The organism is Fibrella musci, from assembly GCF_041321105.1.
GTDB lineage: Bacteria > Bacteroidota > Bacteroidia > Cytophagales > Spirosomataceae > Fibrella > Fibrella musci.
The window spans coordinates 214821-230362 of record NZ_JBGGWD010000002.1 but is presented as its reverse complement, the minus strand read 5'-3'; the positions used below and the strand labels follow the sequence as shown (position 1 = coordinate 230362).

The following is a 15542-nucleotide window of genomic DNA, read 5'->3' as shown; positions in this document are numbered from 1 at the left end:
TCGTAGCGGTATACAACTGTTTACGAATCAGGCGATTGACGTATGCAGGCTCCAATCTATCAAACACGTCAACACAAAAAGCAAATGACCAGCTCACGCCATCACCTTTTCCTGTATGCTCTGATCAGTAGTATCCTGAGTATAGCCCTCGCCGCCTGCGATCACCGGATCGACCTGCCCGCCGATGCGTAGGTACGTTTAGTCGCCAACCTCAGCGGTTCAGGCGAACGCCCAATCCCGGTGAACTCGCCCGGCACAGGTACGTTTGTGGGAATTCTCGACCGATCGACCCGGGTGCTTAGCTACACGCTGACCTACTCCGGCATTACCCCGACGGCGGGCCATCTGCACCGCATCACGCCTAGTTCACCCACGCTGACGGGGCCGGTCGAGATTCCGTTTGCGGCGCTGGGGTCGCCCATTATTGGTACGGCCATACTGGCTTCGCAGGGGCGGGCCGATAGCCTGATTCGGGGGTTCTACTACGCCAATCTGCACACGCCCGCCAACCCGGCCGGCGAAATTCGCGGGAATATTCGGGTGGATGGGCCTGTGAAGCTGAGTGCGGTGCTGAATGGCGCTAGCGAAAAACCAACGCCAACGCCGTCGGCCGCCACGGGTACGTTTGCGGGTGTGCTCGACCCGGCCACCCGGGTGTTGAGCTACACGGTCACGTATGCGGGTATTACGCCAACGGCGGGTCACCTGCACCGGATTACGCCCAATTCACCAACGGGAGTCGGGCCGGTTGAAATCCCGTTTGCCGCCCTGAGCTCGCCTATTATCGGCATCACCACGCTGACGACCGCCACGCGGGTGGATAGTATGCTGAATGGCTTCTACTACGCTAATCTGCACACGCCAACCTATCCAGCTGGTGAAATCCGGGGCGATATCAAACCATTCTGACTCCGCCAATAGATCGGTCTGTCAAACATACCCTTACAAAGCCTCCCGGTTGGTAGCTAAAGCGCGGCTATCGACGGGAGGCTTTGCTAGTAGAACCTGCTACGAGCTGTTTCAGGATCGTCACGGCCTGTGCCAGTTCGGTTTCGGTTGACGAAGCAAAGCCCATGCGAACGCTTCTTGGTAACTGGCCGGGCGGCACATGCGGAATACCCGATGAAAGTGAAAGCCCCTGTTGCGCGGCCTGCTCGGCCAATAGAGGCAGGTCGATCTCTGGCCGGAATGTAGCCCAGAGTGCGAGCCCACCGTCGGGTCTGGTAAAGGCGATATCGTCGGGCAACTCGTTGGTAAGCAATTGGGCAAGGTGATCGCGGCGAGCCAGGTACGTTCGCAGGGCCTTGCGGAAATGCCGCTTCATTTCGCCCGTCTCAAACAACTGCCCGATAGCGAATTCGAGAGCCGGGTCGCCCTGCCGGTCGATAATGCGTCGTAGCCGGGCCAGCTCGTCGATCAGTGCTGAGGGAGCCACTACGTACCCCACCCGAAAAGCGGGAGCTACCGATTTAGTCATCGACCCCACGTACACGACCATACCGTGGCGGTCGGCGCTGGCGAGGGGCAGGATGGGCCGGCCGAGGTAGTGGAAATCATAATCGTAATCGTCTTCAAAGAGCGCAAACCCATATTGGTTAGCCAGTTGTAGCAGACGCAGGCGACGGTCGGCGCGGAGCGTGACGGTGGTGGGGTAATGATGGTGCGGCGTGATGTACACCATCCGAACGGGCTGTCGGGTGCACAGGTCGGCCAGTGCCTCTACGTCGAGGCCATGTTCATCCACGGGCACCGTGAGCACGCTGGCTCCCGCCTGTTGGGCGTTCATGCTCGCAGTCGTCCAGGTGATGCCGCCTGTCACCATCACGTCGCCGGGCCGGAGCAGCGCCTGGCAAACCAGATGAATACCCATCACCGTGCCGCGCGTGATGAGCACGTTGGCTGGGCCAATTTGCAGCCCCCGCGTTTCGTTGAGGTGCTGCGCCAGTTGCTCCCGCAGAAAAGGATGGCCGTGGGTATCGGCATAGCCAAAATGCGCCTGCCGATTGCCCCAACGGCTATACGACCGATAGGCCCGGCTAAGTTCGTCGAGTGGGGCCAGCCGGGCGTCGGGCAGGCCATCGTCGAAGCGCAAGCCAGCGGGGCTGTTGCGCACAGGTACGTTCAGGTGTGGACGCAGTACCAGGGGATAACCCGGCTGAACGGTAGGGTTGACGGGTTGATTATGCAGCGATTGGGGCGTCAAGTCGGGTAAATGGTCCGCAACAAACGTACCGCTGCCCGTCTGGCTGCTTAGCCACCCCTGCGCCAGCAAATCATCGTAGGCCGCCACGACTGTCAGGCGATTGATAGCCAGTTGAGCAGCCAATAACCGGCTGCCGGGTAGCCGCTGCCCTGCCGCCAACGTACCCGCCCGAATCAGTTGCCCCAACTGCTGACTAAGCTGAACGTAAAGCGGTGTTGGTGCGGCTGCATTTAACTGAAGTAAAGTGGCGAATGGAAGCATAGAAGGATGGGAGAGCGTTATCCCGCTAAAACTAAAGCGGACTAGCTATTTTTCAAAAAGTGGTATATCTGAGTAGGCCGGTTAAAGCCGACGTTTGTGCCATGCAAACTCCACGAACAACGCCAAGCCGTCTGGCGAAACGCACCGCTTACGACATCGAAACGATCTATTCCATTTTGGACGAGGCCCTATTCTGCACGGTCAGTTATGTACTGGACGGGCAACCAATGGCTATCCCCACTGCCTATGCCCGCCACAACGACCGGCTCTATATTCACGGCTCCGTTGGAAGCCATTTTATCCGCAGCATCGAGAACGGCGCGCCGGTCTGCATCAGCGTGATGCTGGCCGATGGGTTGGTGCTGGCCAAATCGGCTTTTTCGCACTCGGTCAATTACCGGTCGGTGGTGGTGATGGCGCAAGCCGAAAAGGTAACCGACGAAGCCGAATGCCTGCGCGCGCTGACGCTGATTACCGACCACCTGATTCCGGGCCGCTGGGCCGACCTGCGCCCCACGACCGACAACGAACTGCGTAAAACAACCGTGTTGTCTTTTTCGCTAGCCGAGGCTTCGGCGAAAGTCCGCACGGGTGGCCCCAACGACGACCCCGGCGATGTCGATTTGCCGACCTGGGCGGGTATTATTCCGCTGGAAACAGCGTGGGGGGCGCCCATCCCCGCCAGCTACAACACAGCTGAACTGCCGGGATATCTTGACGGGCAGGAACGCGGATGACACGGATTGTTAGGATGATCGCGGATTTGATAGGTTTTTGCACGACACAATCTGCGATCATCCTAACAATCCGCGTCATCCGCGTTCGTATCTTCGTAAGGATGCAAACGGAGACGATCTATCATAAGCGATTCGGCCTGTTTCGGGATCCGGCGGTGCGGCAGGAACTGGAACGGCTCGACCCGGTGCGTGACAATCAGCGCATAGTTCACCTGCTGGTCGCTTACGAATTTCCCTACGACATCGTGCGGTCGCTCGAATTAGCCCTGTTTCACACCTACGCCAGTCCGCGCGTATCGGGTTTGCTGGCCCGCACGGGCGAGTTTGAGCGACACGGTCAGAAACGCTACGACGATACCAGCCGACTGATTGCGCAGTTTATGGAGTCGGGGTACGACGATGAAAAAGGGCAGCGCGCCATCGCGCACATGAACCTGATTCACAGCCATTACCGCATCGACAACGCCGATTATCTGTTTGTGCTGGCTACGTTTGTAACGTACCCCATCAACTGGCTGCGGCGCTATGGCTGGCGGGCGCTCACCCCGAACGAAGAATTGGCGCTCTTCACGTTTTTTATGGAAGTGGGCCGTCGCATGAATCTGCACGACCTGCCTGACTCGCTAAGCGCGATGCAGGTATTTACGACGGACTACGAGCAACGGCATTTTCGGTATACCGAGAGCAACCGCCGCGTGGCCGATGCGACTGTTCGGATTGTGGAAGGCTGGTTTCCGACGTGGTTACGCTTCGTGGTAAAACCCGCTGCCTCAGCGCTATTGACCGAACCGCTCCGAGCCGCTTTTGGCTATCCGGCGGCACCGGCGTGGGTTGTCAATTCGCTGGAAGGGGCGTTGTGGCTGCGCAAGTGGCCCCTCCGCTGGCTCACGTTCGAGCCGTATCCGTCGCTCGTCGAGAAAGCCACGTACCGCCACTACCCCGCTGGCGTACCGGCCATCGAAGCCGTCGGGCCGGAGTCAATTCGGCGGGGAGTCTGATGAATTATTGCTTATGCGACAACGCGAATTTTGCGTTCGCGATCAGCGGCATATAGGAGGCAAGCGCGGATTTGTTCCTCCGTCAGTTCTGGAAAATCGTCGATAATCTCAGCCGGGCTCATGCCTAACCCTAACCAGCCTAAAACGTCATAAACGCTGATACGCGTACCGGTGATACACGGTCGGCCGAAACGAATTTCGGAGTCGATGGAAATATATTGCTGGTATGGTTGGGGCACGTTTGTCATAAAGAATGGCTTGAAACTGCGTCTACGAAGCTAACAAAAAGCACATAAAAAAAGGCAGGTAACGTACCTGCCTTTTGCTTTATCGATCAGTCGCTTTGTATTACACCGTCGTTACCAATTCGCCGTATAAGTCAAAGGGTTGGGCGTCGGTGATACGTACCTGAGCGAAATCGCCGAGGCGCACGTAGGTGTCTTTCGTGGCGGGCACAAGTACTTCGTTGTCGACTTCGGGCGAGTCGAATTCGGTGCGGCCGATGAAATAACCACCTTCTTTCCGGTCGAAAAGCACTTTATGGATTTGCCCTATTTTGGCGAGGTTCTTTTCGTGTGAAATACCTTCCTGCACTTCCATAATAGCGTCGGCGCGTTCCTGTTTGATCTCCTCAGGTACGTCGTCGGGCATGGTGAAGGAATGCGTCTGATCTTCGTGCGAGTAGGTGAACGTACCCAGCCGGTCGAAGCGCATCCGCTCCACAAAATCAAGGGTTTCGTCGAACAGGGCGTCGGTTTCGCCGGGGTGGCCTACAATCAGGGTGGTGCGCAGGTGAATACCGGGTACTTTCTCACGGATGGTATGCACTAGCTCTTCGGTTTTTTCGCGCGTAATGCCCCGCCGCATGAGCTTCAGCAACTCGGTCGAGCCGGTTTGCAGCGGCATGTCGAGGTAGTTGCAGACGTTGGGCCGGTCGCGCATCACGTCGAGCACGTCCATCGGGAAGCCCGACGGATAAGCGTATTGCAGCCGAATCCAGTCGATGCCCTCCACATCGGCCAGGCGATCAACGAGGGTAGCGAGCGAGCGTTTTTTGTCCAGATCGAGGCCGTAATAAGTCAGGTCCTGGGCAATCAGAATCAGTTCTTTGGTGCCGCGGCGGGCCAGCGATTTGGCTTCTGTCACCAGCTCGTCCATGGGGCGCGATACGTGGTGCCCGCGCATGAGCGGAATGGCGCAGAACGAGCAGGGGCGGTCGCAGCCCTCGGCAATTTTCAGGTAAGCATAGTGCGCCGGGGTCGTCAGCAGGCGTTCGCCCACGAGTTCCTGTTTGTAATCGGCGCGGAGGGTTTTCAGGATACGGGGCAGCTCGTTGGTGCCAAACCACGCATCGACGGTCGGCATTTCGACTTCCAGTTCGTCTTTATACCGGTGCGACAGACAGCCCGTGACATAGACCTTATCGACAACACCCGCCTCTTTGGCGTCCACATAGCGCAGGATGGTGTTGACAGACTCTTCCTTGGCGTTGTCGATGAACCCACAGGTGTTGATCACCACAATGTTGGCATCGTCTTTTTTCGACTCGTGGGTAACGTTCATGCCGTTGCCCTTCAGTTGCGTGTATAGATTCTCGGAATCGACCAGGTTCTTGGAGCAACCCAGCGTGACGATGTTAATCTTATTCTTTACTAAGCCTTTGGTCTTCAAAACAAATCGGTTTTGTGGGTAACGACTGATCGACGGCGCAAAGTTCGGTGTTGACCCCACCCCCCGGCCCCCTCCCCTTAAAAAAAGGGGAGGGGGTGGCTCAAGCATATGTCTGCATCTGATGGTTAAGGCTATTTTGATGAGCAATAGTATATTGAGGGTGAACCACTAATGCACTACTAATGAGTCAGTTAATACACAATCGTAAACACATGGAGGCGGTGCGGCGGGACTTGCGCAAGGGGCAGACTGGCGCCGAGACACGCCTTTGGGAACGACTACGCAGCAGTCAGTTGCTGGGGCGAAAGTTCAGGCGGCAGCATAGTGTGGGCATGTATGTACTTGACTTTTACTGCCCCGCTGAACGTTTGGCCGTTGAAGTAGACGGTAGCGTTCATGCGACCGAGCAGGCGCGACAGCATGATGCCGAACGGGACGCAACGCTGGCGCAATTATCGATTCATACAGTGCGGATAACGAACAGCGAGGTTGAGAACGATATAGAGGCTGTTCTGGCTAAAATCGCCTCTTGCTTTGGCCGCGTCCGGGTGGGGTCAACGTAACGCCGCGATCTGGGCCTGAGTCGCCTGGGTACGTTGTTCTTTTTGCAGGACAGCGGGCGGTGCGGCGCGTACGGTGCAATCGGTGATGGGGCAGCGTTCGCAGGTTTCGCCGACGTCGGTGCGCGGGATGGCCTCGTCGTCCAGGAAAGCCAATGTGTTCCGCAGCGTATCGGTGAGGGGCAGGCCGATGTTGATGCTGCTGTTGGTGGTCGTTGGTGGCGACGATTTGGCAATCGACAGGACCAGATAGGCCGAGCCGTCACTGGCGTAGGTCGTGATCTGGGCCTGGCAAATGGGCTGCCCGTTCCATTGGCGCTGCGCTTGCTGTTCGCGAAGCTGGGTCAGCATCGTCAGGGCGACTTGTCGGCGGCAATAGTGCTCATCACGCGCCACACCATGTGGAGTGTGCAGGCGGCTCAGGTGCAATTCTTTCGACAGCACGAATCGCTGCCGGTCGTCTGGCTGATCGAATCGCAGGAAAAACAGGTCGTTGAGGCCAAAATCATGCGCCAGCAGGTTCAGCATCCGGAGCATAAACATTTCCGGCGTTACGGTAAACGACGCCATGATACCCAGTAGTTGATCGGGTTGCCAGGTACGTTGGCGAAACAGAGCGGTCAGCAGCGGGTGTAACGTTTGCCGCGGAATCAGGATAGCCCGCGCGAAATAAGACGCCCGGAAGTTGTTCAGCACTTCATCGAACGAGGCCGCCCGAAGCATCGACGATTCTAATGGCCGGTTGGCCAGCTTCAACTGATTATAGCCAATTTCGCGTCCTAACGTAAAGGCGGTCTGCTCGGTCGAGAGTTGGCTGTTGATTAGCAGCGTGTTTTTTTCGGGTAAAAAAACAGATCGCAGTGCCAGTAAGTCGGGGTACGTATCGGCATCGTAGGGCACAACGGTGAGTCCGTATTCGCTGGTGAGTACCTGACACAGGTACGTGGGTACGTCGTTGGCTGGTTTCCGGCCGGGTACGTTGTGCGTTGCCAGAAAGGCATCGGCCTGTTGCTCCAGATCATCGAAATAGGTGTCGTGCATGGCCTGATACGTCCGCAGCACCGATAGAAAAAACTGCTCAACGCGCAGGTCGTAGTTCCGCCCGATCTCGATGATGGTGTTGATAAAGGCGCTCAGCTTGGCGGGGGCGTTGGCCATCACCTCCAGAAAATATTCAGGCTCGATACCAAACAGTTCAAACGGCAACTGACTGAGCGCGTTTGAGTTAAGTAGCTCGGCCACCGGCTCTAACTGCTTGTTGACCTTCAGCGACACCAGCGCATCGTAGTCGGTATCCAGTGCTTTAGCCAGCGCAAAAATCTTCTCTGTCTTCGGATACTTCTTCCCTTTTTCGATCTCGTTGAGGTACGAAGGCGACAGGCCCGTCCGGTCGGCGAGGTCGTAGGTCGAGAAGCCCCGTTCAGCGCGTAGCTGCTTCAGTTTCAGCCCAAAGATGAGGCGTACTTTATCGCGGTCTGTTGTCATGGTGTACCCCACCCCTAACCCCTCCCCTGAAACGCAGGGGAGGGGAACTGCTTCGGAGTAGCTTCGCTAACAGACAAAAGAAACTTCCTTTTCCCGAATCCAGTGAAAAGAACTATTTGGCAGTGGCTGCACCAGCGTAGCCTATTCGCAAGCAATTCCCCTCCCCTTGTTTTAAGGGGAGGGGGCAGGGGGTGGGGTACAAAGCTACAAAGAGCAGCCGACATGAGCGTTTGAAATTAAATTAGCGAACGTTCGCTAATATTTGAAAGTTCGCAGTATGTTTGTGCCCTTACTTAACTTCATCAATCATGGTTATCGAACAAGCGCAACCGTTTGCCAACCTTATCAGCCTTAATTTTCCTGCCGAACGGGCCATTGATTTTCTGGGCCTGAACGACCCGGCCGAACTGTTTTTTCAGTTGCCACCAGCGGCGCTCATCGAGCAGGCTATTCAGCAGGGGGAAAGTCAACTGACCGATACGGGGGCACTGCAATGCGCTACAGGTACGTTTACGGGCCGTTCGCCCAAAGACCGCTATATCGTGCGCGATGACCTGACCGAAACCACCGTCGATTGGGGGCGGGTCAATCTGCCGTTCGATCCGCAGCAGTTTGACCAACTGCACCGCCGGATGCGGAGTTACCTCGAATACCAGACCATTTACGTGCGGTACGCCTGCGCTGGTGCTACGGCACCGGGAGCCGACTCCGCTCAGCAGCTCAACCTGTGCATTCTGACGACCTCGGCCTGGCAAAATCTGTTCTGCTACAACATGTTCCAACGCATTGAGAGCCATGAGCTAGCGCATTTTCAGCCCGATTTCACGATTCTGGCGGTGCCCGAGTTCAAAGCAAACCCGGCGGAGGATGGCACACGTGGCGAGAATTTTGCCATTCTGAATCTCTCGAAACGGGCGTTGTTGATTGGCGGTACGGGCTACGCCGGCGAAATCAAGAAAGGAATTTTCTCGGCGCTTAATTTTCTATTGCCCCGGCAGCACGTGCTGCCCATGCACTGCTCGGCCAACGTGGGTATGGGGCCGGATGGTAAATCCAATGTGGCGGTCTTCTTCGGGCTGTCGGGCACGGGCAAAACGACGCTCTCGGCCGACCCGACCCGCCAATTGGTGGGCGACGACGAACACGGCTGGAATGATGATGGCATCTTCAACTTTGAAGGAGGTTGCTACGCCAAAGTGGTTGGCCTGACTCGCGAGCGCGAACCACAGATCTACGACGCCATCCGTTACGGGGCGATTGTCGAAAATACGCGCTTCAAGCCGGGCAGCAGCACTGTCGATTACACCGATACAACGCTGACCGAAAACACCCGCACGTCGTATCCGATCCACTTCATCGATAACGCGCTGAATCCGTCGGTAGCAGGGCATCCGGATACGATTTTCTTCCTGACCTGCGATGCGTTCGGCGTGTTGCCGCCCATTGCCCGGCTCACCACCGAGCAGGCGATGCAGTACTTTCTGCTGGGCTATACGGCTAAAGTAGCTGGAACCGAAATGGGCGTTTCTGAACCAGAAGCCACCTTCTCAGCCTGTTTCGGGTCGGCGTTTATGCCCCTGCCTGCCCGCCAATATGCCGAGCTGCTGGGCGAAAAAATCCGGCAGCATGGTACTACCGTCTGGCTGATCAACACCGGCTGGACGGGTGGGCCGTATGGTATAGGACACCGCATCAGCCTCAGCCATACACGTGCTCTGATTCACGCCGCGCTCAGCGGTGCCCTTGACCTGGATGGCGTTCGGTATCAGAAGCACCCCGTTTTTGGCCTGGCTGTTCCGACTACCTGCCCGAACGTACCGGATTCCCTGCTCGACCCGCGGCAAACCTGGACCGACGGAACTGCCTACGATGCGCAGGCGAGTGAGTTGAAAGCCCGGTTCGACCAGAAAATCAACGCGTTATAGTCCCACCCATTCACGCATTGCAAACCCCTTCGACCGTGACAACCACACTGTCTTCGCTGTCAAATCTGGCCCTTCCCGTGGGCACTACGCTCGACCGCTTTATCATGCGGAAACAGCTGGCGGTGCCTTATGCCACTGGCGAACTGTCGCAGCTGCTGCGCGACATGGCGCTGGCCAGTAAAATCATCAACCGGGAAATTAACCGGGCGGGACTGATGGATATCACCGGTTCGGCGGGGTCGGGCAACGTGCAGGGCGAAACGCAGCAAAAGCTCGACGTGGTGGCCAATATTCGGTTTATTCGGGCGCTCAAAAACGGTGGCCAAACCTGCGCCATTATTTCGGAAGAAGATGAGGATATCATTCACACGGGCAATGTGAACGCCAGGTACGTTGTCGCGATCGACCCGCTCGATGGTTCATCCAACATCGACGTAAACGTGTCGATCGGTACAATTTTCAGTATCTACCGCCGCATTACGCCCGTTGGTACTGCCGCGACGCTGGCCGATTTTCTGCAAGGGGGCGATCAGCAGGTGGCGGCGGGTTATATTCTCTACGGTTCCTCAACGATTCTGGTGCTGACGACCGGCGACGGAGTCAATGGCTTTACCTACGATCTGTCGCTGGGCGAATACATTCTGTCGCATCCGGGACTGAAGCAGCCGCCGACCGGCCCGGTTTTTTCCTGCAACGATGGCAACGTACTTGACTATCCGGCATCCGTACAAACGTACCTGCAGACCTGCCGCCAACAACGCCTGACGGGCCGTTATATCGGCTCGCTTGTCGCTGATTTTCACCGGAATCTGATCAAAGGTGGCATTTACCTGTACCCGCCCACCGTGAAAACGCCAAACGGCAAGTTGCGGCTGCTTTATGAGTGCTTCCCGATGGCGTTCATTGCCGAACAGGCGGGCGGCGTGGCCACCAACGGGCGGGTACGTTTGCTCGACGTGGAGCCCAATAACCTGCATCAGCGAAGCCCGCTGTTTATCGGATCCGCCGAGATGGTTCGTCAACTTAACGGCAGTGGCGACGTGGGGTAACTGTGGGTGAAAGCGGTAACGGGAACACCCTTGAAATAGGCTTCAAGGCCGAATGGGAGTCCTTTGCCGTAATCATAGATTGGCGTGGCCCGGCCGTCCTGATCAATGAAGCGGTAATACGAATACAGGAATTTGCCAAATGAGACGGTATGCATCTCAATAGCAACAACGTTGGCGGCTGTTAACACCGTATCGGTGTCGGCTCGGCTGACGACAACAGACTGCGTAGCCGGGTCGAGGTGAATGGCAGTATCTTCAATGATGGTGGCTAACTGGCGCTCGGTCCAGTCGAGGCGACTCAATAGGTAGAACAGGAAAACAGGTAGCGCCAGTACCCCACCCATGACGAGGTAATGCCAGAATTGGGTAATTGTATCATAGTTTTTCAGTGTGAGCCAGCCCACAACCAACATGACGATAAGAAGTGGCAAGGCCCATATACTTTCGCGCCACCAGAAATAGTTGTTGGGGTATGCATACGTAACGGGCTTGCTGAGCGGAGACTCATCCCCAAGGGACTGACTGGAGTAACGCAAAAGCCCACGCATCAGCAGGAAGAATAGCCCAAAAACGACCAGCAATGTTATTATCATAATCGCTATAGCTAGAAAGCGGTCTGATACGTAATCTGGATGGTGTGCCGGGCGGTTTTGCCTGCTGGCACCGTTACGGGGTTAATGTTGCCTTCGCCATCGAACAGGCTGCCGTAGAGGCCTTTCGGTTCGCGTACGAGCACGGTGTAGCGTCCTGCGGGCAGGCCGGTCAGGCAATAGGTGCCGTCGGCGGCCGATTTGGTGGTTTTGATAGGTTGTACACCGTTGGTCGACGTGATGAAGCCATCCTCGATGCCTTCCACGGCCTCCATCTTCATCAGAGGATACACGAGCACCTCCCGACTTACGGGCGACCCCAATGCCGACCGCTTCGCGCTGGGTACGTCGGGGCTGGGCATCTGATTGCCTACTTTCTCGACAACCAGCCCACAGATTCCCTGTTTAGGAGTTGCTTTCCGCAGCGGTTTTTTCTGGGCCATGGCGTTGACCGTCAGCAGGCAAAGGAACAGGAGTAGATAGCGCATAGGAGGGAACAATGGTAGAGACGCAATCCCTTGCGTCTCCTACGCGTCAGCCATTTTTTGCGTTACAACGGAAGAAAGATGGATTGCTGACGCGTAAGAGACGCAAGGGATTGCGTCTCTACACTTTCTTGAAAAACGAATCGACGAACTCCATCTTGTCGAACGCCTGTAGATCTTCGATTTTTTCGCCTACCCCGATGTACTTGACCGGTATCTGGAACTGATCGGAAATACCGATAACCACCCCGCCTTTGGCTGTGCCGTCGAGCTTGGTAATAGCCAGCGCCGTTACCTCAGTCACTTTCGTAAACTCGGTAGCCTGAATAAACGCGTTTTGCCCGGTCGATCCGTCGAGTACGAGCAGTACCTCGTGGGGGGCGTCGGGGATGAATTTCTGCATCACCCGCTTGATCTTCGACAGCTCATTCATGAGGTTCACCTTGGTGTGCAACCGGCCGGCGGTGTCGATAATGACCACGTCAGCCCCCATTTCGGTGCCTTTTTTCACGGCGTCGTAAGCCACGGCCGAGGGGTCGGTGTTCATACCGTGCGAAATCACGGGAACGCCCACGCGGTCGCCCCAAAGCTTGAGCTGATCGACGGCCGCTGCCCGGAAGGTATCGCCCGCACCCAGCACGACCTGCTTGCCGCGTTTGTGAAACTGCGCTGCCAGCTTGCCGATAGTAGTGGTTTTGCCGACCCCATTCACCCCAACGACCATAATCACGTAGGGTTTCTTATCCGTGGGGAGCGCAAAATCGTCGGTGGGTACGTTGCTGCCAGTATGTTTGTTGCTGGATAACAACCCTGCGATCTCTTCGCGCAGGATATTGTCCAGCTCACTCGTCCCCATGTATTTGTCGCGGGCTACACGAGCTTCGATCCGATTGATAATCTTGACGGTGGTTTCTACGCCTACATCCGACGAGATCAGGACGCTCTCGAGTTCATCGAGTACTTCTTCGTCGACCGTTGCTTTGCCAACGACCGCCCGGCCCAGCTTGGAAAAAAAGCTGTCTTTGCTTTTTTCCAGGCCCTTGTCGAGCGATTCTTTTTTCTCTTTGCCAAATAATCCAAAAAAGGCCATTATGAGTAGCGCACGGCTAGAGCCGTGCCGTATAAATAGTTAACTCAAGCACGGCTGGAGCCGTGCGCTACGATATAACAAAAAAAGTCCCTTTTGGGGACTTTTCAGTGTAGTGTTTTCGGGAAAGGCAACTAACCGATTACGCTTTCAGTGCGTTTTGCACGTCGTCGACGGGTACCATTTCCTCTTTGAAGGTGTAAGCACCCGTTTTGGGTGATTTTACGGCGCGGATCACTTTCGCGAATGCTTTGCCGTTGTCCTTCGTTTTCAGGGTTGCAACTACCTTCTTTGCCATTGCTTATGTTGGTTTCGACGTGTGCCGCGGCGAGTTAGGCCGGGTTCCGCCAGTTTAGATGACAATTACTTAATTTCTTTGTGAAGCGTTACCTTCTTCAGGAAGGGGTTGTACTTCTTACGCTCGATACGTGCGGGCGTGTTTTTGCGGTTCTTAGTCGTGATGTACCGCGACATTCCCGGTACGCCCGATTCTTTCTGCTCGGTGCACTCCAGGATGACTTGGATTCTATTACCTTTCTTAGCCATGGCTATGTCTTTTTCTCAACGGGAGCGCAAAGATAGAAAACACAATTGGAAAGCGCAACGCCATTTTTTGTTTGGCTGTCAGATTCTTATAAAGAGTAAACGACAATTATTGCCAGTTGGTGCCCTCAAGATGGTCCGTAGTCTTCATCTATGACGCGGATAAACCAGCCATCAGGCGCAAAAAGCAAGATTTTGTCACTCGCTATTGACTAATATTAGTTAATTATTCGCAAATTGTCGAGCAATTATACTTAGTTAATTTGCGAATAATGACTACTTCTAAAACTCCTTTAATGAGTCTGTTGCGACAGGCCTATCGTCTCGCTATCGCCTCAGAACGTACCCAAGTGCCTGCTGATGAGTTAGTCGGCCAATTGATCGAGCAGCAATCGCGCCGGGCATTTTTGCGCTCGTCGGGCCAGATGGCACTGGCTGCCGGCGGATTAGCCGCGCTTGCCAGCTGTCGAACTGACGACATCGATCCTACCCAGCCTGTTCGCAATGCCCGGCTGAGCACCAGTGGCCCCAGCATAGCGATTATTGGCGCTGGTATTGCTGGCCTGCACGCCGCGCATACGCTGGCCAAAAGCGGCGTTGGCAACTTTACCATTTATGAAGGAGCCACCCAGACGGGGGGGCGTATTCGGACTGCCAAAAACCTGATGGCTACCGGCCTGACGACCGAACTGGGCGGTGAGTTTATCGACAGTGGCCATGACGATATGCTCCAACTGGCCCGGGAGTTTGGCTTGCGACTGCTTGATACGCAGGCTCCTTCGGAAACCGCGCTGATCAAAGATGCTTACTATTTTGATGGGCGGATGTATTCGCTGGCGCAGATCGTGAGTGCGTTTCGGCCCATTGCGAGCCGTATTGAGGCCGACATCAATAAGTTGCCCGATGTGATCGATTACACAGCGACCAGCGGAGTAGGCTTTCTCTACGACTGGCTATCAATCAGTACGTACCTCACCACGATCGGCGCTTTCGGGCTTATCCGCTCTCTGCTGACGGTTGCTTACGAAACCGAGTTCGGTCTGTCGTGTGATGTGCAGAGTGCGATCAACCTGCTTACGCTTATTTCATCCGATACGACGGGCGGGCAGTTTGAGGTCTTCGGAGAAAGCGACGAACGCTACAAAATCGCGGGCGGCAACCAGCAAATCACCGATCGGCTTACCCAGCTTTATCAGGACAGCATCAGGACGGGCGCCGTACTGAGGTCGATTTCGACGGTAGGCTCTAAATATGAGCTGACTTTCGACGGTTGCACTACCGTGTGGGCCGATTACGTGATTCTCACGCTTCCGTTCACCAAACTGCGGCAGGTGCAGCTAAACGTAAGCCTGCCCCTGCGTAAGCGTCGGGCGATCAATGAACTGGGTTATGGCACCAATGCCAAACTGCTGCTTGGCTTCTCCAACCGGCCTTGGCGCACACTGGGCTATACTGGGTACGTGTTCACCAATAATGGTATTCAGTCGGGCTGGGACAACAGCCAGCTACAGGCGGGGAGTGCGGGTGGTTTCACCGTCTACACGGGTGGCCTCACCGGCGTTCAGCTTGGGTTGGGCACGGCGGCGCAGCAGGCTCAGGTATACCTGCCCAAACTCAACCAGATTTTCCCGGGTGCGTCGGCTCGCTATACGGCTCGGGCCGAGCGTTTCCACTGGCCTAGCTATTCGTTTTCGCAGGGTAGCTACGCCTGCTACACCATTGGGCAGAAAACCAGCTTTGGCGGTGCTGAGGGCGAAACAGTCGGGAAACTGTTCTTCGCGGGTGAGCATTGCAGCGCCGACTATCAGGGCTACATGAACGGCGGGGCCGAAACCGGTCGGGTTGCTGCTGAGGGTATTCTGCAAGCAATTGGTGTGACTGCTTAGCCAGTAGGTACGTTCAATACTGGCCTTCGGAAAGCAAGGGTTCATCAATAGCTTTCCGAAGG

At 56.0% G+C, this 15542-nt stretch carries 16 protein-coding genes and 1 pseudogene; 8 read left to right on the top strand and 9 right to left on the bottom strand.

The window, feature by feature from the left end; translation table 11 throughout:
• Window positions 1-213: 213 nt before the first annotated feature.
• A pseudogene (locus tag ACAW74_RS06610) lies at window positions 214-525 on the top strand (CHRD domain-containing protein); the annotation flags it as partial.
• Between the two features lie 15 nt (window positions 526-540).
• A complete protein-coding gene (locus ACAW74_RS06605; RefSeq protein WP_370698026.1) occupies window positions 541-909 on the top strand; it encodes a CHRD domain-containing protein in 369 nt (122 codons plus the stop codon).
• Between the two features lie 67 nt (window positions 910-976).
• On the opposite strand, the gene ACAW74_RS06600 is transcribed toward ACAW74_RS06605, so the two are convergent.
• On the bottom strand, window positions 977-2464 hold the full coding sequence (locus tag ACAW74_RS06600; RefSeq protein WP_370697418.1) for an aminotransferase-like domain-containing protein: 1488 nt from the start codon (window positions 2462-2464) through the stop codon (window positions 977-979).
• Window positions 2465-2565: 101 nt separating this feature from the next.
• On the opposite strand from ACAW74_RS06600, the gene ACAW74_RS06595 reads away from it, so the two are divergent.
• Both ACAW74_RS06595 and ACAW74_RS06590 read left to right on the top strand, forming a co-directional pair.
• Complete coding sequence (locus ACAW74_RS06595) at window positions 2566-3201, top strand: pyridoxamine 5'-phosphate oxidase family protein (RefSeq protein WP_370697417.1); 636 nt, start codon at window positions 2566-2568, stop codon at window positions 3199-3201.
• Between the two features lie 101 nt (window positions 3202-3302).
• Window positions 3303-4199, top strand: coding sequence for an oxygenase MpaB family protein (locus tag ACAW74_RS06590; RefSeq protein WP_370697416.1), 897 nt, complete (start codon window positions 3303-3305; stop codon window positions 4197-4199).
• 11 nt (window positions 4200-4210) lie between these two features.
• Here ACAW74_RS06590 and ACAW74_RS06585 read toward each other — a convergent pair whose 3' ends face one another.
• Together ACAW74_RS06585 and rimO are read right to left on the bottom strand one after the other, a co-directional pair.
• Complete coding sequence (locus ACAW74_RS06585; protein ID WP_370697415.1) at window positions 4211-4447, bottom strand: DUF433 domain-containing protein; 237 nt, start codon at window positions 4445-4447, stop codon at window positions 4211-4213.
• A 100-nt stretch (window positions 4448-4547) separates the two neighbouring features.
• On the bottom strand, window positions 4548-5870 hold the full coding sequence (gene rimO, locus ACAW74_RS06580) for a 30S ribosomal protein S12 methylthiotransferase RimO (protein WP_370697414.1): 1323 nt from the start codon (window positions 5868-5870) through the stop codon (window positions 4548-4550).
• A 182-nt stretch (window positions 5871-6052) separates the two neighbouring features.
• Here rimO and ACAW74_RS06575 point away from each other — a divergent pair, with 182 nt between their 5' ends.
• Window positions 6053-6433 carry an endonuclease domain-containing protein gene (locus ACAW74_RS06575; protein ID WP_370697413.1) on the top strand — a complete coding sequence of 127 codons (381 nt, stop codon included), beginning with the start codon at window positions 6053-6055 and terminating at the stop codon, window positions 6431-6433.
• Here the strand turns inward: ACAW74_RS06575 and ACAW74_RS06570 are convergent.
• Window positions 6425-7915, bottom strand: a complete 1491-nt coding sequence (locus tag ACAW74_RS06570) for a helix-turn-helix domain-containing protein (protein WP_370697412.1) — start codon at window positions 7913-7915, stop codon at window positions 6425-6427. The genes ACAW74_RS06575 and ACAW74_RS06570 overlap by 9 nt on opposite strands.
• A gap of 308 nt (window positions 7916-8223) precedes the next feature.
• Here ACAW74_RS06570 and pckA point away from each other — a divergent pair, with 308 nt between their 5' ends.
• Window positions 8224-9840: a phosphoenolpyruvate carboxykinase (ATP) gene (pckA, locus tag ACAW74_RS06565; protein ID WP_370697411.1), complete on the top strand. Its 1617-nt coding sequence runs from the start codon at window positions 8224-8226 to the stop codon at window positions 9838-9840.
• A gap of 35 nt (window positions 9841-9875) precedes the next feature.
• Window positions 9876-10889: a class 1 fructose-bisphosphatase gene (fbp, locus tag ACAW74_RS06560; protein WP_370697410.1), complete on the top strand. Its 1014-nt coding sequence runs from the start codon at window positions 9876-9878 to the stop codon at window positions 10887-10889.
• Here the strand turns inward: fbp and ACAW74_RS06555 are convergent.
• From ACAW74_RS06555 to rpmG, 5 genes are all read right to left on the bottom strand, one after another.
• Entirely contained in the window at window positions 10859-11482 is a 624-nt protein-coding gene (locus ACAW74_RS06555) for a hypothetical protein (RefSeq protein ID WP_370697409.1), read from the bottom strand. The genes fbp and ACAW74_RS06555 overlap by 31 nt on opposite strands.
• An 11-nt stretch (window positions 11483-11493) precedes the next feature.
• Window positions 11494-11967, bottom strand: a complete 474-nt coding sequence (locus ACAW74_RS06550) for a carboxypeptidase-like regulatory domain-containing protein (protein WP_370697408.1) — start codon at window positions 11965-11967, stop codon at window positions 11494-11496.
• A gap of 118 nt (window positions 11968-12085) precedes the next feature.
• A complete protein-coding gene (ftsY, locus tag ACAW74_RS06545) occupies window positions 12086-13054 on the bottom strand; it encodes a signal recognition particle-docking protein FtsY (RefSeq protein ID WP_370697407.1) in 969 nt (322 codons plus the stop codon).
• Between the two features lie 139 nt (window positions 13055-13193).
• Window positions 13194-13349, bottom strand: coding sequence for a DUF4295 domain-containing protein (locus tag ACAW74_RS06540; protein WP_015334350.1), 156 nt, complete (start codon window positions 13347-13349; stop codon window positions 13194-13196).
• 65 nt (window positions 13350-13414) lie between these two features.
• The gene (gene rpmG, locus ACAW74_RS06535) at window positions 13415-13597 is read right to left on the bottom strand and encodes a 50S ribosomal protein L33 (RefSeq protein WP_015334349.1); all 183 of its coding nucleotides are present in this window, start codon (window positions 13595-13597) and stop codon (window positions 13415-13417) included.
• Between the two features lie 293 nt (window positions 13598-13890).
• On the opposite strand from rpmG, the gene ACAW74_RS06530 reads away from it, so the two are divergent.
• On the top strand, window positions 13891-15480 hold the full coding sequence (locus tag ACAW74_RS06530; RefSeq protein WP_370697406.1) for a flavin monoamine oxidase family protein: 1590 nt from the start codon (window positions 13891-13893) through the stop codon (window positions 15478-15480).
• Window positions 15481-15542 lie beyond the last annotated feature (62 nt).

Excerpts from the sequence above, each read along its gene's own strand:
- ACAW74_RS06600 (WP_370697418.1), bottom strand. The coding sequence starts at position 2,464 with ATGCTTCCATTCGCCACTTTACTTCAGTTAAATGCAGCCGCACCAACA.
- ACAW74_RS06595 (WP_370697417.1), top strand. The coding sequence starts at position 2,566 with ATGCAAACTCCACGAACAACGCCAAGCCGTCTGGCGAAACGCACCGCT.
- ACAW74_RS06590 (WP_370697416.1), top strand. The coding sequence starts at position 3,303 with ATGCAAACGGAGACGATCTATCATAAGCGATTCGGCCTGTTTCGGGAT.
- ACAW74_RS06585 (WP_370697415.1), bottom strand. The coding sequence starts at position 4,447 with ATGACAAACGTGCCCCAACCATACCAGCAATATATTTCCATCGACTCC.
- ACAW74_RS06575 (WP_370697413.1), top strand. The coding sequence starts at position 6,053 with ATGAGTCAGTTAATACACAATCGTAAACACATGGAGGCGGTGCGGCGG.
- ACAW74_RS06570 (WP_370697412.1), bottom strand. The coding sequence starts at position 7,915 with ATGACAACAGACCGCGATAAAGTACGCCTCATCTTTGGGCTGAAACTG.
- pckA (WP_370697411.1), top strand. The coding sequence starts at position 8,224 with ATGGTTATCGAACAAGCGCAACCGTTTGCCAACCTTATCAGCCTTAAT.
- ACAW74_RS06555 (WP_370697409.1), bottom strand. The coding sequence starts at position 11,482 with ATGATAATAACATTGCTGGTCGTTTTTGGGCTATTCTTCCTGCTGATG.
- ACAW74_RS06550 (WP_370697408.1), bottom strand. The coding sequence starts at position 11,967 with ATGCGCTATCTACTCCTGTTCCTTTGCCTGCTGACGGTCAACGCCATG.
- ftsY (WP_370697407.1), bottom strand. The coding sequence starts at position 13,054 with ATGGCCTTTTTTGGATTATTTGGCAAAGAGAAAAAAGAATCGCTCGAC.
- ACAW74_RS06540 (WP_015334350.1), bottom strand. The coding sequence starts at position 13,349 with ATGGCAAAGAAGGTAGTTGCAACCCTGAAAACGAAGGACAACGGCAAA.
- rpmG (WP_015334349.1), bottom strand. The coding sequence starts at position 13,597 with ATGGCTAAGAAAGGTAATAGAATCCAAGTCATCCTGGAGTGCACCGAG.
- ACAW74_RS06530 (WP_370697406.1), top strand. The coding sequence starts at position 13,891 with ATGAGTCTGTTGCGACAGGCCTATCGTCTCGCTATCGCCTCAGAACGT.